Raw genomic sequence first — 19618 nt, forward strand, 5'->3', positions numbered from 1 at the left:
AGCCAAGTTGTTGTCAGGGAGCCCTTATGGGCAATCACAAGATCGGAATTCGTCGGGTCAACGTCGAAAAAATCCTGCTGGCCGCGGAGAAAATCTTCGCCGAAAAAGGCTATGGCAGCACCGCCATGGCCGATATCGCTGAAGAAGTGCAACTGCCGCGCTCCAACCTGCATTACTACTTCACCACCAAGAGCGAGCTGTACAGCGCGGTGCTGTTCGACCTGCTGGAAGTGTGGAAGCAGGACGCCCTGAGCTTTGAAACCTTCGATGACCCCCGGGTGGTGCTCAGCAGCTACATCCGCGCCAAGATGCAGCGCTCGCGCACGCGGCCGTACGGTTCGAAAGTCTGGGCCAACGAAATCATCCACGGCGCGCCGACCCTGGGTGAGGCGCTGGATGAAAGCCTGTACGACTGGGCCAAGATGAAGGAAGCGAAGATTCGCCAGTGGGTGGAGGACAAGCGCATCCTGCCGGTGGAGCCGTCGAGCCTGCTGTATATGATCTGGGCCTCGACCCAGCACTATGCGGACTTTGATCACCAGGTGAAGATTTTGAATGATCACCAGCCGTTGTCGGATATGCAGTTCGAGAAGGCGATCCAGACGGTGACCAGTGTGATCTTGCGGGGGATTGGGTTGGAGCCTTGAGCCTTATGGTGACGCTGGTTGTTGTGGTGAGCGGGCTTGCCCCGCGCTGGGCTGCGAAGCAGCCCCAATAAAAACACCTCGGTCCTTCAGACAGAACTCAGTGCCTGATTTGGGGCCGCTTCGCAGCCCAGCGCGGGGCAAGCCCGCTCACCACAGGTTTGCCTACACAGCCTCCCGATAGGGGTTCCGCGGATCCTGCGTCCAATTCAAAAACGGCTTGCCGGTATCTATCGGCACCATCTCGATGCATTCGGCCACCGGGCACGTGATCTGGCACAGGTTGCAGCCCACGCACTCATCATCGATCACCTCATATTTATGCGTACCATCCGCCTGTTTCAGACTGGCAATGGCCTGGTGCGACGTATCCTCACAGGCAATGTGGCAACGCCCGCAGCCAATGCAGGCTGCCTGATCGATCTTGGCGATCACCTGGTAGTTGATATCCAGGTACTTCCAATCCGTCGTATTACCCACCGCCCGTCCGGAAAATTCCTGCAAGCTTTTGTAGCCTTGGCTGTCCATCCAGCGCGACAGTCCGTCCTTCATCTCTTCCACAATCCGAAACCCATGCAGCATCGCCGCCGTGCACACCTGCACCGCGCCGCAGCCCAGGGCGACGAACTCCGCCGCATCGCGCCAGTTGCCGATGCCGCCAATGCCGCAGATCGGCAGGCCCTGGGTCTGTGGGTCGCGGGCGATCTCGGCGACCATGTTCAGCGCAATCGGCTTCACCGCCGAACCGCAGTAGCCGCCGTGGGTGCTCTGGGTGCCGACTATCGGCAGGGCAACCATGCGCTCCAGGTCCACGCTGGTGATGGAGTTGATGGTGTTGATCAGCGACACCGCATCCGCACCGCCACGGTACGCCGCTCGCGCTGCCACGCGGATGTCGGTGACGTTCGGCGTGAGCTTGACGATCACCGGCAGCGAGCAGTACGTCTTGCACCAGCGCGTCACTTGCTCCACGTACTCCGGTACCTGGCCCACCGCCGCGCCCATGCCGCGTTCGGGCATGCCGTGGGGGCAGCCGAAGTTCAGCTCGATACCGTCGCAGCCGGTGGCTTCAACCAGCGGCAGGATGTTTTTCCAGGATTCCTCGACGCACGGCACCATCAGCGACACGATCAGCGCACGGTCGGGCCAGTCCTTTTTCACCTGGGTGATTTCCCGTAGGTTGATCTCCAGGGAGCGGTCGGTGATCAACTCGATATTGTTGATGCCCAGTACTTCCCGGTTGGCGCCGTAGTGCGCCGAGTAGCGGGACGACACGTTGACCGCCGCCGGGTCCTCGCCGAGGGTTTTCCACACCACGCCACCCCAGCCGGCTTCAAAGGCACGGACCACGTTGTAGGCCTTGTCGGTGGGCGGCGCGGAGGCCAGCCAGAATGGGTTGGGGGCCTTGATACCGGCGAACACAATCGAGAGATCGGTCATTACGCAGCCTCCACAGTCAGCATGAGTTGGGCGTGCATGGCTTCAGCGGCCAGCTTGCCGTGTTGCACCGCCTGCACGGTGAGGTCCTGGCCGAGGCTGACGCAATCGCCACCGGCGTACACCCCGGGAACACTGGTACGCAGCTGCTCGTCGACGAAAATGCGTTCGCCGACGCGGTGCAGTTGCTCGGCCAGCGGGTCGTGCAGCGCCTCGTTGTCGAAACCCTGGCCGATGGCCTTGAAGATCGCGTCTGCGGCCAGTTCGAAGGTTTCACCGGTAGGGTGCAGGCGGCCGTTTTCCATGTGCGTGCGCAGGAAGCGCATGCCGCGTACATGACCCAGGTCATCCAGCAGCACGGCTTCGGGCTGGGCCCAGGTCAGCAGGCGCACCTGGTTGGCCTTGGCGATGTCCTGTTCGTGGTGGGTGGCGCCCATGTCTGCCAGGCCTCGGCGGTATACGAGGTTCACATCGCGGGCGCCGAGGCGGGCCATTTGCACGGCCATGTCGATGGCGGTATTGCCCGCGCCGAGCACGATGCAGCGGTCGGCCAGGGGCAGTTGGGTGAGGTCGTCGGCCTGGCGCAGTTCGCGGATGTAGTCGGTGGCGGCGAGCAGGCCGGGGGCGTCTTCATTCGCCAAACCGAGTTGTTTGCTCGCGGCAAGGCCGAGGCCGAGGAACACTGCATCGAATTGCTGGTGTAGTTCGCTCAACGTGCGGTTGTCCCCCAGGCGCTGGCCGTGGCGGATCTCGATGCCGCCGATCTGCAAGAGGAAATCCAGCTCCTTCTGCGCAAAGTCGTCCACCAATTTGTATTTGGCGATCCCGTACTCATTGAGGCCACCAGCTTTTTCCCGGGCTTCGAAGATCACCACATCATGGCCGTGCAACGCACTGCGATGGGCGCAGGCCAGTCCGGCAGGCCCGGCACCGACCACGGCAATCCGCTTGCCGGTAGGCGCGGCGCGATGGAAGGGGTGTTCGCTGAAGTGCGCGTTGTCGATGGCGTAGCGTTGCAACAGGCCGATCAGCACCGGAGCGCATTCTTCGGCGTTGTTACGCACGCAGGCTTGCTGGCACAGGATTTCGGTGGGGCACACTCGCGCGCAGCTGCCGCCGAGGATGTTGGCCGAGAGAATCTTCTGCGCCGCGCCTTGCACGTTTTCGGTGTGGATGTTGCGGATGAACGACGGGATATCGATTTCGCTGGGGCACGCGTTCACGCAGGGCGCGTCGTAGCAATACAGGCAGCGCGAGGCTTCCAGTTGGGCCTGGCGAGCGTTGAGGGGGGGGGCCAGGTCGGTGAAATGGCTGGCGAGGGTCGCTCCATCTTCAACGGGATGGGGGAGGTGGGTCAGGGTCTGGATCACGGTGTTGGCCTCACGGTTATTGAGGTGCTGCCTCTGATGGGCAGTGGTTTTTTTGTTGCTTGCACTGGCCTCATCGGGAGCAAGCGCCCTCCCACACTTGACCGCGTTGATCCTGTTGGAATGGGGTCAATGTGGGAGGGGGCTTGCCCCCGATAGCGGTCTCAGCGCTTCACAGCTACTGGCCTGGAATGCTCAGCCCGCCTGCTCAACTGCTCGAACACTGGCGGATACGCCGGCCGCTCCACATACCGTCCGGCCCCGCGCTCGGCGCGCAGGTCGCCATCGGCCCAGACCAGCTTGCCCTGGCTGATGGTGTGGCTGGGCACGCCGCGTACGGTCTTGCCTTCGAAGATGTTGAAGTCGACCTGCTGGTGATGGGTCTTGGCCGAAATGGTCCGCGTGCCCTGTGGGTCCCACAACACCAGGTCGGCATCCGCGCCGACACGGATCGCACCTTTGCGCGGGTAGAGGTTGAAGATCTTCGCGGTGTTGGTGGAGGTCAGCGCCACGAACTCCTGCATCGACAGACGCCCGGTGTTGACGCCTTCGTCCCACAACAGCGCCATGCGGTCTTCGATACCGGCGGTGCCGTTGGGGATCTTGCTGAAGTCGTCACGCCCGGCGGCTTTTTGCTCGGCGCAGAAGCAGCAGTGGTCGGTAGCGGTGGTGTGCAGGTTGCCCGATTGCAGGCCGTGCCACAGTGCATCCTGGTGCCCGCGTGGGCGGAACGGCGGGCTCATCACGTAGCCGGCGGCGGTCTGCCAGTCGGGGTGTTGGTAGACGCTGTCATCCAGCAACAGGTGGCCGGCGAGGACTTCACCGTAGACCGGTTGGCCTTTGGCACGGGCGTAGGTGATCTCGTCCAGCGCTTCTTTGGTGGAGACGTGCACCAGGTACAACGGCGTGCCGAGGGTCTCGGCGATGCGGATCGCGCGGCTGGCCGCTTCGCCTTCCACCTGCGACGGACGCGACAGCGGGTGCGCTTCCGGCCCGGTGATGCCCTGGGCCATCAGCTTGCGTTGCAGGTGATACACCAGCTCGCCGTTTTCCGCATGCACGGTGGGCACTGCGCCCAGCTCCAGGCAGCGCTCGAAGCTGGCGACCAGGGTGTCGTCCGCCGCCATGATCGCGTTCTTGTAGGCCATGAAGTGCTTGAAGCTGTTGATGCCGTGGTGGCTGACCAGCTCGGCCATTTCCTCGCGAACCTGCTCGCTCCACCAGGTGATCGCCACGTGGAAGCCATAGTCAGAGGCCGACTTTTCCGCCCAGCCGCGCCACTGGTGAAACGCCTCCAGCAAGGATTGCTGCGGGTTGGGAATCACGAAATCGATGATCGACGTGGTGCCCCCCGCCAGGCCCGCCGCCGTACCACTGAAAAAGTCTTCACTGGCCACGGTGCCCATGAAGGGCAGTTGCATATGGGTATGGGGGTCGATGCCGCCGGGCATCAAGTATTGGCCGCTGCCATCGAGTAGTTCAGTGCCGGCGGGAATATCCAGGTTCGTACCAATAGCCCGGATTAGACCGTCTGCGCACAACACATCGGCGCGGTAACTTTCATCATGGGTAATAACGGTGGCGCCACGGATCAACAGCGACATGTCGAGTTCCTCACAGGCTTGACCGGCTTGTGCCAGTTCTAAGTGTTGTAGTGCTGCTTGCCGATGGTCGGTTAATTCCTGTCATCGGTGACAGGAATAGAAACTAGCCCGAGTTTTTCGATTGGGCAAGAAGATTTTTTATAAGCTTATATTGTTTTCAATCTATTGATTTATAAGGATAAAAATCAATAATCACCAAAATGTAGCGACCTCTCACCATTTTGACGCACTTGACAGGTTCTTAAATTGAGCAACATTTCTTATTGCAAATCAGACGCTTGAGACATGCCTCTTGACGGGCAGGGGAAATAAAAATAATTGTGTTGCACCAGATTGAGTCCTGATGGTTCGGGCAACTTCCGCATTATTTAGCCTGAGTAACGCGGCAAGTACCGAAGGCGCAATCGGAAAGCTGATAAACATCAGCATGTTATATAAGCGGTGCGGGTGCGGTAACGGTTGTCGGCACGGTTATTGAGTGCAGAGGCGGCTGGCCGGGCCCGTGATGTCATGTTGTTTACGAGGTACTCCGGCCGCCTGCACTCAACTGCAGGCGCGCAACAATAATTCGAAAAAACCGTGGAGCGGCCATGCAACAGAACAGATCGCAAGTCATTGAACGCAACGGCCTGTACGAACTCGACGCCGGCCCCGACGTCCTCGACAGCCCTCGCTACAACCACGACATGGCACCGACCAAGGTGCACGAACGCACCTGGAACAAGTGGCACATCACCGCGCTGTGGGTCGGTATGTCGATCTGCGTGCCCACCTACACGCTGGGCGGGGTGCTCACCGCGTATTTCGGGTTATCGGTGGGGGAAGCGCTGATGGCGATCCTGCTCGCGAACATCGTGGTGCTGATCCCGCTGACACTCAACGCCTTTCCGGGCACCAAGTACGGCATACCGTTTCCGGTGTTGCTGCGCTCGTCATTCGGCATCCTTGGCTCGAACGTGCCGTGTCTGATTCGGGCGCTGGTGGCGTGCGGATGGTTCGGTATCCAGACGATGTTTGGCGGGTTGGCGATCCACCTGTTCCTGGGCTCGATCTTCGAGGGGTGGAAGTCCCTTGGCGGCACCGGCGAGGTGATCGGCTTCATGATTTTCTGGTGCCTGAACCTGTGGGTGGTGCTGCGTGGCGCCGAGTCGATCAAGCGCCTGGAAACCCTGTCGGCACCGTTGCTGGTCGCGGTGGGGATCGGCCTGCTGGTGTGGGCGATGCCCAACGTGTCGATCAGCGAATTGATGGCGATCCCGCCCAAGCGTCCCGAGGGTGCGAGCCTCACCGGTTACTTCATGGCCGGGCTCACCGCGATGGTGGGGTTCTGGGCTACCTTGTCACTGAACATTCCTGACTTCAGCCGCTACGCCAAAAGCCAGAAGGACCAGATCCTCGGGCAGATTTTCGGCCTGCCGCTGACCATGTTCCTGTTCGCCGCCCTCGGCGTGATCATGACCGCCGCTTCGGTGAAACTGGTGGGCGTCAGCGTGTCCGACCCGGTGACCCTGATCGGGCATATCCAGAGCCCGGTGTGGGTGGCCGTGGCCATGGCGCTGATCATCGTCGCCACCTTGTCCACCAACACCGCGGCGAACATTGTCTCGCCCACCAACGACTTCCAGAACATCGCGCCCAAGCTGATCAACCGCACCACGGCGGTGATCCTCACCGGCCTGGTCGGGCTGGCGTTGATGGCCCATGAGCTGCTGAAAAAACTCGGCCTGATTGTTTCCGATGTGAGCCTGGAGACCGTCTACTCCAACTGGTTGCTCGGCTATTCCAGCCTGTTGGGGCCGATCGCCGGGATCATGGTGGTGGACTATTTCATCACGCGCAAACAGCAACTCGACCTGGCCGGCCTGTATCGCGATGACCTGTACCCGGCATGGAACTGGAGCGGTTTCATCGCGTTCGGCGTGCCGGTGGTGCTGACCTTGCTGTCGTTGGGCAGCGATGCGTTCAGCTGGTTCTACAGCTATGGCTGGTTTACCGGTTCGGCGCTGGGTGGGTTGTTGTATTACGGCCTGAATGCCAAGCGCGGGGCCACGCCGGTCACCGTCAATCCATAAGAAGAAATGTAGCCTGAGGAGATCCCCATGAACGCTGCCCTGGACGTTCTGCAATCCACCGATCAGCACATCAACCGCGACCGCCTGTGGCAATCGCTGATGGACCTGGCCAGGCTCGGCGCCACGCCCAAGGGTGGTGTGTGTCGCCTGGCCCTCACTGATCTGGATCGCAAGGCCCGCGACCTGTTCGTGCAGTGGTGCGAAGACGCCGGTTGCACCGTGACCATCGACGGCATCGGCAACATCTTCGCCCGCCGCCCCGGACGCAACCCCAACCTGCCGCCGGTGATGACCGGCAGCCATATCGACACCCAGCCCACCGGCGGCAAGTTCGATGGCTGTTTTGGTGTGCTGGCGGGAGTGGAAGTGCTGCGTACGCTCAATGATCTCAAGCTGGAGACCGAGGCACCGTTGGAGGTGGTGGTGTGGACCAATGAAGAAGGCTCGCGTTTTCCGCCATGCATGATGGGCTCGGGGGTGTTTGCCGAGAAATTCACCCTGGCCGATACCTTGGCCAAGGTCGATGTGGATGGCGTCAGCGTGGGCGATGCGCTGAATGCGATTGGCTATGCGGGCTCGCGGCCCGTGAGCGGGCATAAGGTAGGTGCGTATTTCGAAGCGCATATCGAACAAGGGCCGATCCTTGAGGATGAGAAGAAGACGATTGGTGTGGTGCTCGGCGCTTTGGGGCAGAAGTGGTTCGACCTGAAACTGCGGGGGGTTGAAGCGCATGCGGGGCCGACGCCGATGCACCTGCGCAAGGATGCTCTGGTGGGCGCGGCAGCGGTGGTGGCGGCGGTGAACGCAGCTGCATTGGGGCACCAACCTCATGCATGTGGCACGGTGGGTTGCCTGCAGGCTTATCCGGGATCGCGCAACGTCATTCCCGGTGAAGTGCGCATGACCCTGGATTTTCGTCACCTGGAGCCGGCCCGCCTGGACTCGATGATCAGTGAGGTGCGCAAGGTCATTGAGGACACCTGCACCAAGCATGGGCTGAGTTTCGAGATGGAGCCCACCGCTGACTTCCCGCCGCTGTATTTCGATCAGGGCTGCGTAGACGCGGTGCGCAATGCGGCGAATGGCCTGGGCTTGTCGAACATGGACATCGTCAGTGGGGCAGGGCACGACGCAATTTTCGTCGCCGAACTTGGCCCGGCGGGAATGATCTTCGTGCCGTGTGAAGGGGGCATCAGCCATAACGAAATCGAGAATGCCGCGCCGGATGACCTGGCTGCTGGGTGTGCGGTTCTATTACGCGCAATGGTGGCAGCTTCCGCCGCAATCGCCAGCGGCAAGTTAGCCGCCTGAAATACGGTAGAAAAAAATGTGGGAGGGGGCTTGCCCCCGATAGCGGTGGGTCAGTCACCCTGTTATCGGGGGCAAGCCCCCTCCCACATTTGAACAGTGTGTGATGTTAGATCCAGATGGCATCCCACAATGGGTAGTCGCCGATCTTTTTCACCAGGCCTGCTCTCAATGGATTGGCCACTACATACCTCGCCATCTTCACTAGATCATCTTCCTTGCGCAGTGCCCGGTCATGGAAGCTTTCCTGCCAGAGTCTTCCCTTGCGTCCGCTTAGGCCGTTGACGGACCGCGTGCTCTTGGATTTTACCTGCCGCATCAGGTCCGCCAACGAGCCTTTTTTCAACTCAATAAGCCAATGAAAGTGGTCAGGCATGATCACCCACGCCAGGGAGTTTGCGAGCCCTCGGTACTGAGCCAGGCGAAACTGCCAGACCACCAGTCGACCGAGGTGGAAGTCGCTGAATATCGGTAGGCGTTCGTGGGTGTTGGTGGTGATCAGGTAGATGCGGTTGGGTTCGCTGAAGCGTCCGATGCGCAGCCGATGTGAAGCGGGTAAATCTGCCATTCCCTGGCCCTCTCAAGGTGTGTTCAGAGAGGCTAGATCGGTGTGTAAAAGGCTGACGGGCTGGCTTTTGGCAGGATGTGTCTGGAAGAACGCCATCGGGGGCAAGCCCCCTCCCACATTGGTTCTGCGGCGTTCATACATTGTGTGTCTGGCACAGAAGCAGGGTGGAAGGGGGCAAGCCCCCTCCCACATTGGTTCTGCGGCGTTCATACATTGTGTGTCTGGCACAGGAGCAGGGTGGAAGGGGGCAAGCCCCCTCCCACATTGGTTCTGCGGCGTTCATACATTGTGTGTCTGGCACAGGACAAGTGTGGGAGGGGGCTTGCCCCCGATTGCGGTAGTTCAGTTGACAGTTATGTGACTGACCCACCGTATCAGGCGCCCGGCTGCCAGCCACCGCCAAGCGCCGTCACCAACCCCACACTCGCCTGCAACTGCCGCGTCTGCACCGCCTGCAACGTCCTTTGCGCCTGCAGCGCCGCCGTCTGCGCGGTCACCACATCCAGATAACTCACGGCCCCGGCCTGATAGCTGTTCATCGCCAAGGCTTGTGTATGCTCTGCCGCATCCGCCGCCGCCTGTTCATCCTGCGCTTCCTGCTGCAAATCCCGCAGTTGCCCCAGGTTATCTTCCACCTCGCGCACGGCCTTCAGCACCTGGCTGCGGTAGTGCGCCGATGCCTCTTCGAATTCGGCTTTGGCCTGGCGCTCGTTGGCGCTCAGGCGGCCTCCGTCAAAGATCGGCAGATTCACCAGCGGCCCCAGCGCCCAATAGCGATTGCCGGCGGACAGCAGGTTGCCGACGCCTTGCGTCTGCCCGCCAATCAACCCGGTCAGGCTGAAATCCGGGTACCACGCGGCCTTTGCTACACCTATGTTCGCATTGGCCGCAAACACCCGCCGTTCCGCCGCTGCAATGTCCGGTCGACGTTGCAGGAGATGGCTTGGCAGCTGCGATGGGATGCCCGGCAGTGCAATCAATTGCGGGCTCGGCGGCAGGGAGAAATCGCTGGCCGCCACGCCCACCAGTTCACCGATGGCATGCTCGGTCAGGTTGCGTTGCCCGCGGACTTCATCCAGCTGCGCCTTGGCTTCGGCGAGTTGGTTCTGTGCTCGCGTCAGGTCCAGCTCTGAAGCAATCTGGCCCTCGTACCGGCTGCGGGTCAGTTGCAGCGCCTGGCTGAAATCATCCAGCGAACTGTTGAGGATCCGCGCCTGTGCATCCAGCCCATTGAGCTGCACATACAGGCTCGCCAGTTGATGCTGCAAGCTCAGGCGCGCCACCGCCAGGTCATCCCCCGACGCTTGCGCCTGGGCGTCACCCGCCGCCACCTGGTTGCGAATTTTGCCCCACAGGTCCAGGTCGTAACTCAGCGAGAAACCCGCCGTATTGCTGTTGTACACCGACGGTTGTGTGGTCCCCCGCAGTGGCCGCGAGTCCGATTGGCGTTGGCGCAACGGCTGTGCGCTGGCGGTGATCTGCGGGAACAGGCCGGCATGCAATTGGCTGGCATACGCCTGGGACGCATCGAAGTGTGCCAGTGCCGCCGCCAGGTCCGGGTTGGCCTTGAGCAGTTGCTGTTGCAGGTCATTCAGGCGTGAATCGTGGTAGAGCTGCCACCATTCGGGTGCCAGTTGATCGGACGGTTGCGCGCTGTGCCAGGGGCCGTCGCTGGTCTGCTCGCGGTAGTTCGCAGGCAGGTCAATCGGCGGCACCTTGTAGGTGGGCGCCATCGAGCAACCCTGTAGAGCCAGCAGCATCAGTGCAGCGAGGGGCTTAAGCCTTGGGCGCATGCGAACCTCCAGCGGCGTCGGCCAGTTGCACCGGGTCGCCTTCGCGCAGGGCGTCGGGCGGGTTGTCGACCACACGGTCGGCGGGTTTCAGGCCTTGGTCGATGACCAGGCGTTCACCGAGGTCGAGGCCGATATGGATGTCCTGCAAGTGCACGTGATTCTGCGCGTCCAGCACCGCCACTTGGGTGCCCTGGGCGCGGAAGATCAACGCGCTGGCCGGGATGCTCACGCCATGGGTGTCCGCCGGGATCGGCAGGGTCGCTTCGGCATAGTCACCGGGCAGCAACTCGCCGTTGGGGTTGTCGGCCACGAACTGCGCGAGCAGGGTGCCGGAACGGCGGTCGATGGCGGTGGAGTCGCCGATCAGCCGCGCCTTGAAGTGCTCGCCGGGATGCTCGGGTACCGTCAGCTCGGCTTCCAGGCCAGGGTGGATGACCGCCGCGTAGTTCTGCGGCACCGGTACATACAGGCGCAGTTGGTGGGTGTCGGCGATGTTGAACAGTTCCGGGTCGCTGTCGGTGTCGGCCTTGATCAACTGGCCGATATCGGTGTTACGTGCGGTGATGGTGCCGGCGAACGGCGCGCGAATCGTCTTGTAGCTTTCCAGTGCGGTCAGCCTGGCGTAGTCGGCCGCGGCGGCCTCGGCGTTGGCTTTGGCGGCGGCGGCATTGGAAGTTTTTTCATCGGCCTCCTGGCGCGACACCGAGTGGCTGGCCAGCAGGTTCTGCCAGCGCGTGGCGGTGGTGGCGGCCAGGCGTGCGTTGGCCTGTTCCTGCACCAGGCGTGCGTGGGTCTGTGCCAGTTGCTGGTCGAGGTCCGGGCTGTCGATCTCGGCGAGGACCTGGCCAGCCTTGACCTGGGTGCCGATGTCGGCTTTCCAGTCCTTGAGGTAGCCGCTGACCCGGGCATGGATCGGCGCCTTGCTCCAGGCTTCCAAGTGTGCGGGCAGGCGCAGGGTATCGCCGGCCGCGTTCTGCTGCGGTTGGAACACCATCACCTGCGGGATGGCGGCGGTCTCGGTCCAGGCGGTGACCGACTGTTCGTGCAAAGTGCGGGCGTGCAGGCCGTTGGCGACCAACAGGGCGGCCAGGGTCAGGCCGCCGACACCCATGAGCATCAGACGCTTGCGCGAGGGTTTGTGATCAGACGACATGTGGGCTTTCTCCAGCAACTGCGCGGGTAGGATGACGACCGTGGACCAGGCTGAAGACCACGGGAACAAACAACAGGGTGGCGGTGGTGGCGAGGATCAACCCCCCGATCACCGCACGGCCAAGCGGGGCGTTCTGCTCCTCGGACATTGCCAGGGGCAACATGCCGATGATCATCGCCAGGGCGGTCATGCACACCGGACGGAAGCGCGTGTAGCCGGCTTCCAGCGCTGCCTTGAGCGCATCACCATGTTCGGCCAGGCGTTCGCGGCAGAAGCTCACCACCAGGATCGAGTTGGCCGTGGCGACGCCCATGCACAGGATCGCGCCGGTCAGTGCCGGCACCGACAAGGACGTGCCGCTGAGGAACAGCATCCACACGATCCCCGCCAGCGCCGCCGGCAAGGCGGTGATGATCACGAACGGGTCGACCCACGACTGGAAGTTGACCACGATCAGCAGGTAGATCAGCACCACCGCACCGAGCAGGCCAAAGCTCAGGCCGCTGAACGCCTCATGCAACGCATCGATCTGCCCATGCAGGCTGATCACCGCGCCTTTGGGACGCATGGAGGCGGTGTCATCCAGCACTTTCTGCACGTCGCGGGCCACGCCGCCGAGGTCGCGGCCTTGTACGTTGGCGTACAGGTCCAGGGTCGGCTCGATGTTGTAGTGGGTGACCACCGCCGGGCTCTGCACGCGGGAGATGGTGGCTACACCGCCGAGGATCTGCGACTGGCCGTCGGCACCGGTCACCGGCAGGGCTTCCAGCGAGGGCAGGCTGTCGAGGCGGTACTGCGGGGTGGCCGCGACGATGGAATAGGACACGCCGTTGGCCGGGTTGAGCCAGAACGTCGGCGCCACCTGGGAACTGCCGGCGAGGGACGCCACCATGCTGTTGGTCACGTCACGCTCGGTGATGCCCAGGCCATTGGCACGCAGGCGGTCGACATTCACCTGCAGCGACGGGTAACCGGTGGACTGCTGGATACGCAGGTCGGCGATGCCGGGGACATGCTGCAGGCGGCGCTCCAGTTCTACCGCATAGGCGCGGTTCTCTTCGTCGTTGCGCCCGGAGATTTTCACGTCCAGCGGGGCGGGGGCGCCGAAGTTGAGGATCTGGCTGCTGATGTCCGCCGGCAGGAAGGCGAAGTGGCTGCCGGGAAAGCTTTCCGGCAAGGCTTCACGCAGTTTTTTCACGTAGTTGGCGGTGGGGGCATGGTCTTTTTTCAGGGTGACCTGGATATCGCCATCCTGCGGACCGATGGTGCCGCTGCTGCTGTAGGCCATGTCGATGCCGCTGAGCGGAATGCCGATGTTGTCGACGATGGTGTCCAGTTCTTCGGCGGGGATGATTTCGCGAATCCGCGCTTCGATACGGTCGAAGGCCGCGGCGCTTTCTTCGATACGCGTGCCCAGTGGCAAGCGCACATGCAGGGCCAGGGCGCCGGCGTCGGTGGCCGGGAAAAAATCCTGGCCCAGGCTCGGCAGCAGCAGGAACGACGCCAGTACACAGGCCAGGAAGCCGACGATAAAACGTTTGCGATTGCCCAGCGCCAAGGTCAGCAAGCCGTGGTAGGTGTCGCGAATATTCGAGAAGTGACGCTCGAAGCCCTGCTGGAAATTCAGCACCGATTGCAACACGCGATTGCGCGGTTTCGGGTGCTGTTCACCCTCGTGGTGGTTGATGAATTCATCTTCCGGGTGATGCCCGGCGCCTGGCTCCGGCGTGTGCGGCTTGAGCAGGAACATCGCCAGGGTCGGCACCAGCGTGCGCGAGAGGATGAACGAACTGGCCATGGCAAAGATCACCGCCAGGGCCATCGGCCGGAACAGGTAGCCAGCGATACCTTGTAGCAAGAACATCGGCACGAACACGATGCAGATACACAGCAGCGAGACGAACGCCGGGCCGACGATCTGCGCGGCGCCGTCGAGGATCGCGGTCTTCACCGCCTTGCCTTGTTCCAGGTGCCAGTTGATGTTTTCGATGGTCACCGTGGCGTCGTCCACCAGGATGCCCACCGCCAGCGCCAGCCCACCCAGGGTCATCACGTTGAGGGTTTGCCCGCTGGCCGCCAGCAACGCGATGGCCGAGAGCACGGCCAGGGGAATCGACGCGGCGATGATCAGCGTCGAACGCCAGCTGCCGAGGAACAGCAGGATCATCGCACTGGTGAGCAGTGCGGCAATGATGCCCTCCTGGGCCACGCTGCCTACCGATTGCTTGACGAACACCGAAGCGTCGCCGAGCAGCGAGGTCTTCAGTGACGGCGGCAGGGTTTCGTTGATGCGCGGCAGCATCTGGCGGATGCCGTCGATGATCGACAGGGTGGAAATGCTGCCGTTTTTCAGCGCCGGCATCAGCACGGCGCGGTGGCCGTCGACGCGCACGATGTTGGTCTGCGGTGGCGAACCGTCACGCACGTGGGCCACCTGGCCAATAGTGATCAGCGCGCCGTCGACGGTCTTGATCGGCAGGTCGTTGAGTTCGTCGATGGCCTTGGGGCTGTTGTTGAGCAGGATCGTGTATTCGTTGGGGCCGAGTTTGGCGGTGCCCACCGGGATGATCTGGTTTTGCAGTGCCAGGGCGTTACCCACGTCCTGCGCCGACAGGCCTTTGGCAGCTAGCGCTTGCGGGTCGAGGTCGAGGGTGATCTGGCGTTGCTTGCCACCCATCGGCGTCGGCATGGCCAGGCCGGGCAGGGCGCTGAGGGGCAAGCGAATGTTGTTCTGCACCAGGTCGCGGATCCTGGCTTCCGAGAGGCTGGGGCTGGAGAACGCCATTTGCAGGATCGGCACCGTGGAGGCGCTGTAGTTGAGGATCAGCGGTGGCGTGATGCCGGGTGGCATTTGCTTGAGCACGGTTTGTGAAACCGCCGTCACTTGGGCATTGGCGGTGCGGATATCCACGCCGGGCTGGAAGAAGATCTTGACGATGCCCATGCCGGGCAAGGATTGCGATTCGATATGTTCGATGTCGTTGACGGTGGTGCTCAGGGAGCGTTCGTAGGTGTAGATCACCCGACCGGCCATGGCGTCCGGCGACAGGCCGTTGTACTGCCAGACCACGGCGACCACGGGGATGCCGATATCCGGGAAAACATCAGTGGGGGTACGCAGGGCCGCCATCGGCCCGATGATGCAGATGAAGATGGCCAACACGATAAAGGTGTATGGCTTTTGCAGTGCGGTCTTTACCAGCCCGAGCATGCGTGAAACCTCCGAAAGGAGCAGGATTGCAAACCCCGGCAGTCTCACGCGACCCACCTAACACGCACCTTTCAGCCAGGTGAAGGAACATTTAGGTAAGGGCTGAAGATCGTTTCATATGTATTCATTTGTTCTACAAAGGGCTGCTCCTCAAGCTTGCAACCCATTGGACGCCTTGTCCTGTTTTGGAGCCCTGCCATGTCACTCAAACCTTTATTGTTGATTCCTGCCCTCGGTGCTGCGCTGTTGTTGTCGGCATGCGCCGGCCCGATCCCCAAGGCTGACCCGAGCGAAGCGTGGATTGGTCTGAAAGAAGAAGCGCCGAATGACCTGATGGCCGAGCGGGTAGATGGCAAGCGCGTGGATGACGGACGCTTTTTTGAAGTGCCGCCGGGGGATCATCGCCTGGATGTGACGCTGTTCGAGGAAGAACCCGGCGACGACAACCAGCAGGACTGCCAGGGACGTGTCGAGTACAAGCATTTCAGAGCGGGTGAGCACTACACCCTGGTGGAATCCAGCCTGGGCACCACCGTGCGCGCCTCCTTGATGGATGGCCACGGCAAGGAAGTCGCGGCGACGCAGGACTTCAATTGCATGCCAGGCTAGGCGTGATGCACCGCGGCCTTGTGAGGCTTGGCGGGTGCAACGGGTTTGGCGTGGGGGTGATGGTGCCGGCGGGTAATACGCAACACCCCCCACAACATGGCGCCGGCTACCGCCAGCCAACCGCAGATCAGCAGTAAAATCGTCGTTGCAAGGCTCATTCGGGCCTCCTTTCGCCCCTACGGGCACACACAGTCTTTTCAATAGACAGTCTAGCTACCGGGCGGTTGCCTGCTATTGACCAATGGTCGAGTCCAACCAACTTCTTTGCTATATCCAAGGCCCCTGCATAAACGCGATTGGGCTATGATCAGGGCCCTTAATGGCAGTCGATCAAGAGAGTAGAAAATTGCGGTTACGGTCGAACCTGAAAACATCCTTGTTGCTTGCTTGTGCCGTGGGCCTCGCGGCCTGTTCCTCCACGCCGTCGAGGCTGGCGGGCCTGCCGGAGCGTGTCGAACTCAATGGCGTGCCGACCTTTCGTAGCGAGGCTTATCAGAGCGGTCCTACGTCTTTAGCCAGCATGCTGTCGCAGCAAGGCATTGTGATGACACCGGGGTTGCTGGATAAGCCGTTGCATTTGCCGGGTGGCGAAGCGGACCTTGAACGCAACATGCAGGTGCTGGCGCGTGAGTACGGGCTGATGGTGTACCCGCTCGATGCAAAGTTGACGGCGGTGCTGGCGCAGGTGGCGGCGGGTTATCCGGTGATGGCACGGATTGGCGGCGGGCTGTGGTCTGACGCGCACTACGTGGTAGTGGTGGGGTTCAATCAGCAGAAAAGCACGGTGTTGCTGCGCTCAGGCATGGACCGGCGCCTGTTGATGAGCTTCGGCGACTTCGAGTCAAAATGGAAAAGTGCCGGAAACTGGGCAATCCTCACCCAGCGCCCGAGCCAGTTGCCAGCCAATGTCGACGCGCAGCGCTGGCGGGATGCGGCTAACGCGACGGCCCAGGCCGGGCAGGAGCGGGCGGCGGCCCAGGCGCTGAAGGTGTTGGCGGAGCGCAAATAAAAAACGGCGCTATCAAGCGCCGTTTTTTAATGGTTGGTTATCGACGCGCTTCTGCAGCATTCGGCCGATTTTTCAGGTTCTTGTCGGCCTTGTAGCGCAACGCCACATCCGGCACCGACCCGCTCTTGCCGGTTTCAACCCAATTGCGGATACGGCTGGCATCGGCAAAGTGGGTGAATTTGCCGAAAGCATCCAGGATCACCAGCGACACCGGGCGGTTGCCCATGCTGGTCACCAGCACCAGGCAGTGGCCGGCCTGGTTGGTGAAGCCGGTCTTGGTCAGCTTGATGTCCCAGTTGGCGCGGTTGATCAGGTGGTCGGTGTTGGAGAAGCCCAGGGTGTAGTTGGGCTTGCGGAACGACACGGTCTTTTCCTTGGTGGTGCTCAACTGGCTGAGCAACGGATAGTGACGCGCGGCGGCGAGCAATTTGCTCAGGTCCCGGGCGGTGGACACGTTGTGGATCGACAGGCCGGTGGGTTCCACATAGTGAGTGCTGGTCATGCCCAGCGCCTTGGCCTTGGCGTTCATCGCGGCGATAAACGCCGGGTAGCCGCCCGGATAGTGGTGCGCCAGGCTGGCGGCGGCACGGTTTTCCGAGGACATCAGCGCGATCAGCAGCATTTCTTTACGCGGCATCTCGCTGCCGATTTTCACGCGGGAAAACACGCCTTTCATTTCCGGCGTGTCCTTGATGTTGATGTCGATGTACTCATCCATGTTCTGCTTGGCTTCAAGCACCACCAGGCCGGTCATCAACTTGCTCACCGAGGCGATGGGCACCACCACATCCGGGTTGCTGGAGTAGATGACTTTGTTGGTCAGCAGATCTACCAGCATGGCGCTGCCGGAGGCGATTTGCAGTTTCGAGGTGTCACGCGGGGCCTGGGTGGTTTCGGCGGCGTGAGCGAAGGTGCCTGTAAACGCAAAAAATAGGCTGACAATAGAGAGACGAATTTTCACGCGGATGAACTCGCTAAAAAGTAAGGAAATACCGTTCGGAAACGGGTTTTGGATAAATGCCGTTACATTTTAGGAGTATGGATCAGAAACTGTCGAATGTTCTTCTAGAACCGGACGAAAGTTCTTAAAAACTAAGAAAAAACAGGATTTATTGCGGGCAATAAAAAGCCCTGCGATAAGGCAGGGCTTTTTCAGTACGCCCGGTTATTAGGTGTGCAGGGTCTCTGCGGCGTACAGCGTGTTTTCCAGCAGGCAGGCGCGCGTCATCGGACCGACACCGCCGGGTACCGGGGTGATCCAGCCGGCACGGGGCAGGGCGGTGTCGTACACCACGTCGCCGACCAGCTTGCCGTCTTCCTGGCGGTTGATGCCCACGTCGATGACGATGGCGCCTTCCTTGATCCACTCACCCTTGACCAGGCCCGGCTTGCCGGCGGCAACCACGACCAGGTCGGCGCGGCCGACGTGACCGGCGAGATCCTTGGTGAAGCGGTGGGTAACGGTCACGGTGCAGCCGGCCAGCAGCAGTTCCATGGCCATCGGGCGACCGACGATGTTGGATGCGCCGACAACCACGGCGTCGAGGCCGTACAGGTCGACACCGGTGCTTTCCAGCAGGGTCATGATGCCTTTCGGCGTGCATGGGCGCAGCAGCGGGATACGCTGGGCCAGGCGGCCGACGTTATAAGGGTGGAAGCCGTCGACATCTTTGTCCGGGCGAATGCGCTCCAGCAACTTGGAGGCGTCCAGGTGCTCGGGCAGAGGCAGTTGGAGCAGGATGCCATCGATCTTCGGGTCGTCGTTGAGACCGTCGATCAGGTCGGTAAGGGCCTGCTGGGTGGTCTCGGAAGGCAAGTCGTAGGCCTTGGAAATAAAGCCGACCTCTTCACAGTCTTTACGCTTGTGCGAGACATAAACCTGAGAGGCAGGATCGCTGCCGACCAGGATCACCGCGAGGCCAGGCGTGCGCAGGCCTTGCTGGCTGCGCTCGGTGACTCGTTTGGCGATCTGCTGGCGCAGGCTGGCGGCGATTGATTTGCCGTCGATAAGTTGTGCAGTCATTACGCGTGATTAACCATCGAGAGGGGGAAGAAAAGTGCGCGCATTCTCGCATGCCAAGGCGTGAGGGCAAAGGCGCTTGGTCTGCAAATTGCCCTAACCCCTTAAATAAAATGAATTTTTTTCAAAAAAGATTTGACGGGTTTGGAGGGCGTCTATACTATTCGTCGCACTTGTCGGGCACAGCCTAGCACTGGTTAAGAAGGTCGAGCAGAATAGCGTGTTGTTCTGCAAGGCTGGAAGCACTTAGTTTGTAATCCTCCAAGAGTACAGATTAATAAGGCGCCCGTAGCTCAGCTGGATAGAGCATCCGCCTTCTAAGCGGATGGTCGCAGGTTCGAGTCCTGCCGGGTGCGCCATTAGGCAGCTTTGGCACAAGTAGCGTCAGATGGTGGGCGTAGCTCAGTTGGTAGAGCACGGGATTGTGACTCCCGTTGTCGAGGGTTCGATCCCCTTCGTCCACCCCATATTTTAAAAGGCGCCAGATTAATCGTCTGGCGCCTTTGCTTTAAGAGCTTCAAGCGCGGATGTGGTGGAATTGGTAGACACACTGGATTTAGGTTCCAGCGCCGCGAGGCGTAAGAGTTCGAGTCTCTTCATCCGCACCAAATAAAGCTTCGCCTTGTTGAGAAGCAGGGTAAGGCTAGACAAAGAAGTGGTTTGGTTTCTTTGTTAACGCAATATGGTGGGCGTAGCTCAGTTGGTAGAGCACGGGATTGTGACTCCCGTTGTCGAGGGTTCGATCCCCTTCGTCCACCCCATATTCGAAAGGCGCCAGATTTAACAGTCTGGCGCCTTTTTTGGTTTTAGCGGTTCGAATATT

Annotated in this window: 15 protein-coding genes and 4 tRNA genes; 9 read left to right on the forward strand and 10 right to left on the reverse strand. The window is 61.2% G+C overall.

Annotated elements, in window-relative coordinates:
• The first annotated feature begins 26 nt into the window (after nucleotides 1–26).
• A complete protein-coding gene (locus NL123_RS11135; RefSeq protein ID WP_025854871.1) occupies nucleotides 27–647 on the forward strand; it encodes a TetR/AcrR family transcriptional regulator in 621 nt (206 codons plus the stop codon).
• A 162-nt stretch (nucleotides 648–809) separates the two neighbouring features.
• Here NL123_RS11135 and preA read toward each other — a convergent pair whose 3' ends face one another.
• From preA to hydA, 3 genes are all read right to left on the reverse strand, one after another.
• Complete coding sequence (gene preA, locus NL123_RS11140; protein WP_494357773.1) at nucleotides 810–2084, reverse strand: NAD-dependent dihydropyrimidine dehydrogenase subunit PreA; 1275 nt, start codon at nucleotides 2082–2084, stop codon at nucleotides 810–812.
• Nucleotides 2084–3451: an NAD(P)-dependent oxidoreductase gene (locus tag NL123_RS11145; protein WP_494357774.1), complete on the reverse strand. Its 1368-nt coding sequence runs from the start codon at nucleotides 3449–3451 to the stop codon at nucleotides 2084–2086. Before NL123_RS11145 ends, preA begins: the two co-directional genes overlap by 1 nt.
• Before the next feature lie 161 nt (nucleotides 3452–3612).
• On the reverse strand, nucleotides 3613–5052 hold the full coding sequence (gene hydA, locus NL123_RS11150; protein ID WP_494357775.1) for a dihydropyrimidinase: 1440 nt from the start codon (nucleotides 5050–5052) through the stop codon (nucleotides 3613–3615).
• A gap of 590 nt (nucleotides 5053–5642) precedes the next feature.
• On the opposite strand from hydA, the gene NL123_RS11155 reads away from it, so the two are divergent.
• Together NL123_RS11155 and NL123_RS11160 are read left to right on the forward strand one after the other, a co-directional pair.
• Nucleotides 5643–7124, forward strand: a complete 1482-nt coding sequence (locus NL123_RS11155; RefSeq protein WP_248482502.1) for an NCS1 family nucleobase:cation symporter-1 — start codon at nucleotides 5643–5645, stop codon at nucleotides 7122–7124.
• 27 nt (nucleotides 7125–7151) lie between these two features.
• Nucleotides 7152–8435 (forward strand): Zn-dependent hydrolase, encoded by a 1284-nt coding sequence (locus NL123_RS11160; RefSeq protein ID WP_248482500.1) that lies wholly within the window; start codon nucleotides 7152–7154, stop codon nucleotides 8433–8435.
• Between the two features lie 106 nt (nucleotides 8436–8541).
• On the opposite strand, the gene NL123_RS11165 is transcribed toward NL123_RS11160, so the two are convergent.
• The 4 genes from NL123_RS11165 to NL123_RS11180 all read right to left on the reverse strand — a co-directional run bounded on the left by NL123_RS11165 (nucleotide 8542) and on the right by NL123_RS11180 (nucleotide 15157).
• Entirely contained in the window at nucleotides 8542–9000 is a 459-nt protein-coding gene (locus tag NL123_RS11165) for an REP-associated tyrosine transposase (RefSeq protein ID WP_248482498.1), read from the reverse strand.
• Between the two features lie 374 nt (nucleotides 9001–9374).
• A complete protein-coding gene (locus NL123_RS11170; RefSeq protein WP_248482497.1) occupies nucleotides 9375–10793 on the reverse strand; it encodes an efflux transporter outer membrane subunit in 1419 nt (472 codons plus the stop codon).
• Nucleotides 10777–11946: an efflux RND transporter periplasmic adaptor subunit gene (locus NL123_RS11175; protein ID WP_494357776.1), complete on the reverse strand. Its 1170-nt coding sequence runs from the start codon at nucleotides 11944–11946 to the stop codon at nucleotides 10777–10779. Before NL123_RS11175 ends, NL123_RS11170 begins: the two co-directional genes overlap by 17 nt.
• Entirely contained in the window at nucleotides 11936–15157 is a 3222-nt protein-coding gene (locus NL123_RS11180) for an efflux RND transporter permease subunit (RefSeq protein ID WP_494357777.1), read from the reverse strand. Before NL123_RS11180 ends, NL123_RS11175 begins: the two co-directional genes overlap by 11 nt.
• A 198-nt stretch (nucleotides 15158–15355) precedes the next feature.
• Here NL123_RS11180 and NL123_RS11185 point away from each other — a divergent pair, with 198 nt between their 5' ends.
• Nucleotides 15356–15766, forward strand: coding sequence for a PA0061/PA0062 family lipoprotein (locus NL123_RS11185; RefSeq protein WP_494357778.1), 411 nt, complete (start codon nucleotides 15356–15358; stop codon nucleotides 15764–15766).
• Here NL123_RS11185 and NL123_RS11190 read toward each other — a convergent pair.
• Nucleotides 15763–15924 carry a hypothetical protein gene (locus NL123_RS11190; RefSeq protein WP_248482492.1) on the reverse strand — a complete coding sequence of 54 codons (162 nt, stop codon included), beginning with the start codon at nucleotides 15922–15924 and terminating at the stop codon, nucleotides 15763–15765. The two genes, NL123_RS11185 and NL123_RS11190, sit on opposite strands and share 4 nt — an antisense overlap.
• Before the next feature lie 188 nt (nucleotides 15925–16112).
• Between NL123_RS11190 and NL123_RS11195 the strand changes: the two genes are divergently transcribed.
• Nucleotides 16113–16775 (forward strand): C39 family peptidase, encoded by a 663-nt coding sequence (locus tag NL123_RS11195; RefSeq protein WP_494357779.1) that lies wholly within the window; start codon nucleotides 16113–16115, stop codon nucleotides 16773–16775.
• A gap of 37 nt (nucleotides 16776–16812) precedes the next feature.
• On the opposite strand, the gene pbpG is transcribed toward NL123_RS11195, so the two are convergent.
• Both pbpG and folD read right to left on the reverse strand, forming a co-directional pair.
• Entirely contained in the window at nucleotides 16813–17736 is a 924-nt protein-coding gene (pbpG, locus tag NL123_RS11200; RefSeq protein ID WP_494357780.1) for a D-alanyl-D-alanine endopeptidase, read from the reverse strand.
• A gap of 207 nt (nucleotides 17737–17943) precedes the next feature.
• Complete coding sequence (folD, locus tag NL123_RS11205) at nucleotides 17944–18798, reverse strand: bifunctional methylenetetrahydrofolate dehydrogenase/methenyltetrahydrofolate cyclohydrolase FolD (RefSeq protein WP_248482488.1); 855 nt, start codon at nucleotides 18796–18798, stop codon at nucleotides 17944–17946.
• 279 nt (nucleotides 18799–19077) lie between these two features.
• On the opposite strand from folD, the gene NL123_RS11210 reads away from it, so the two are divergent.
• The 4 genes from NL123_RS11210 to NL123_RS11225 all read left to right on the forward strand — a co-directional run bounded on the left by NL123_RS11210 (nucleotide 19078) and on the right by NL123_RS11225 (nucleotide 19556).
• Nucleotides 19078–19154: transfer RNA gene (locus tag NL123_RS11210), tRNA-Arg, on the forward strand.
• 32 nt (nucleotides 19155–19186) lie between these two features.
• Nucleotides 19187–19262, forward strand: a tRNA-His gene (locus NL123_RS11215).
• A 56-nt stretch (nucleotides 19263–19318) separates the two neighbouring features.
• Nucleotides 19319–19403, forward strand: a tRNA-Leu gene (locus NL123_RS11220).
• Between the two features lie 77 nt (nucleotides 19404–19480).
• Nucleotides 19481–19556 (forward strand) — tRNA-His (locus NL123_RS11225).
• Nucleotides 19557–19618 lie beyond the last annotated feature (62 nt).

It is taken from the genome of Pseudomonas sp. FBCC-B1565 (assembly GCF_059133265.1).

Coding starts and splice junctions, on each gene's coding strand:
- NL123_RS11135 (WP_025854871.1), top strand. CDS start 27: ATGGGCAATCACAAGATCGGAATTCGTCGGGTCAACGTCGAAAAAATC.
- preA (WP_494357773.1), bottom strand. CDS start 2,084: ATGACCGATCTCTCGATTGTGTTCGCCGGTATCAAGGCCCCCAACCCA.
- hydA (WP_494357775.1), bottom strand. CDS start 5,052: ATGTCGCTGTTGATCCGTGGCGCCACCGTTATTACCCATGATGAAAGT.
- NL123_RS11155 (WP_248482502.1), top strand. CDS start 5,643: ATGCAACAGAACAGATCGCAAGTCATTGAACGCAACGGCCTGTACGAA.
- NL123_RS11160 (WP_248482500.1), top strand. CDS start 7,152: ATGAACGCTGCCCTGGACGTTCTGCAATCCACCGATCAGCACATCAAC.
- NL123_RS11165 (WP_248482498.1), bottom strand. CDS start 9,000: ATGGCAGATTTACCCGCTTCACATCGGCTGCGCATCGGACGCTTCAGC.
- NL123_RS11170 (WP_248482497.1), bottom strand. CDS start 10,793: ATGCGCCCAAGGCTTAAGCCCCTCGCTGCACTGATGCTGCTGGCTCTA.
- NL123_RS11175 (WP_494357776.1), bottom strand. CDS start 11,946: ATGTCGTCTGATCACAAACCCTCGCGCAAGCGTCTGATGCTCATGGGT.
- NL123_RS11180 (WP_494357777.1), bottom strand. CDS start 15,157: ATGCTCGGGCTGGTAAAGACCGCACTGCAAAAGCCATACACCTTTATC.
- NL123_RS11185 (WP_494357778.1), top strand. CDS start 15,356: ATGTCACTCAAACCTTTATTGTTGATTCCTGCCCTCGGTGCTGCGCTG.
- NL123_RS11190 (WP_248482492.1), bottom strand. CDS start 15,924: ATGAGCCTTGCAACGACGATTTTACTGCTGATCTGCGGTTGGCTGGCG.
- folD (WP_248482488.1), bottom strand. CDS start 18,798: ATGACTGCACAACTTATCGACGGCAAATCAATCGCCGCCAGCCTGCGC.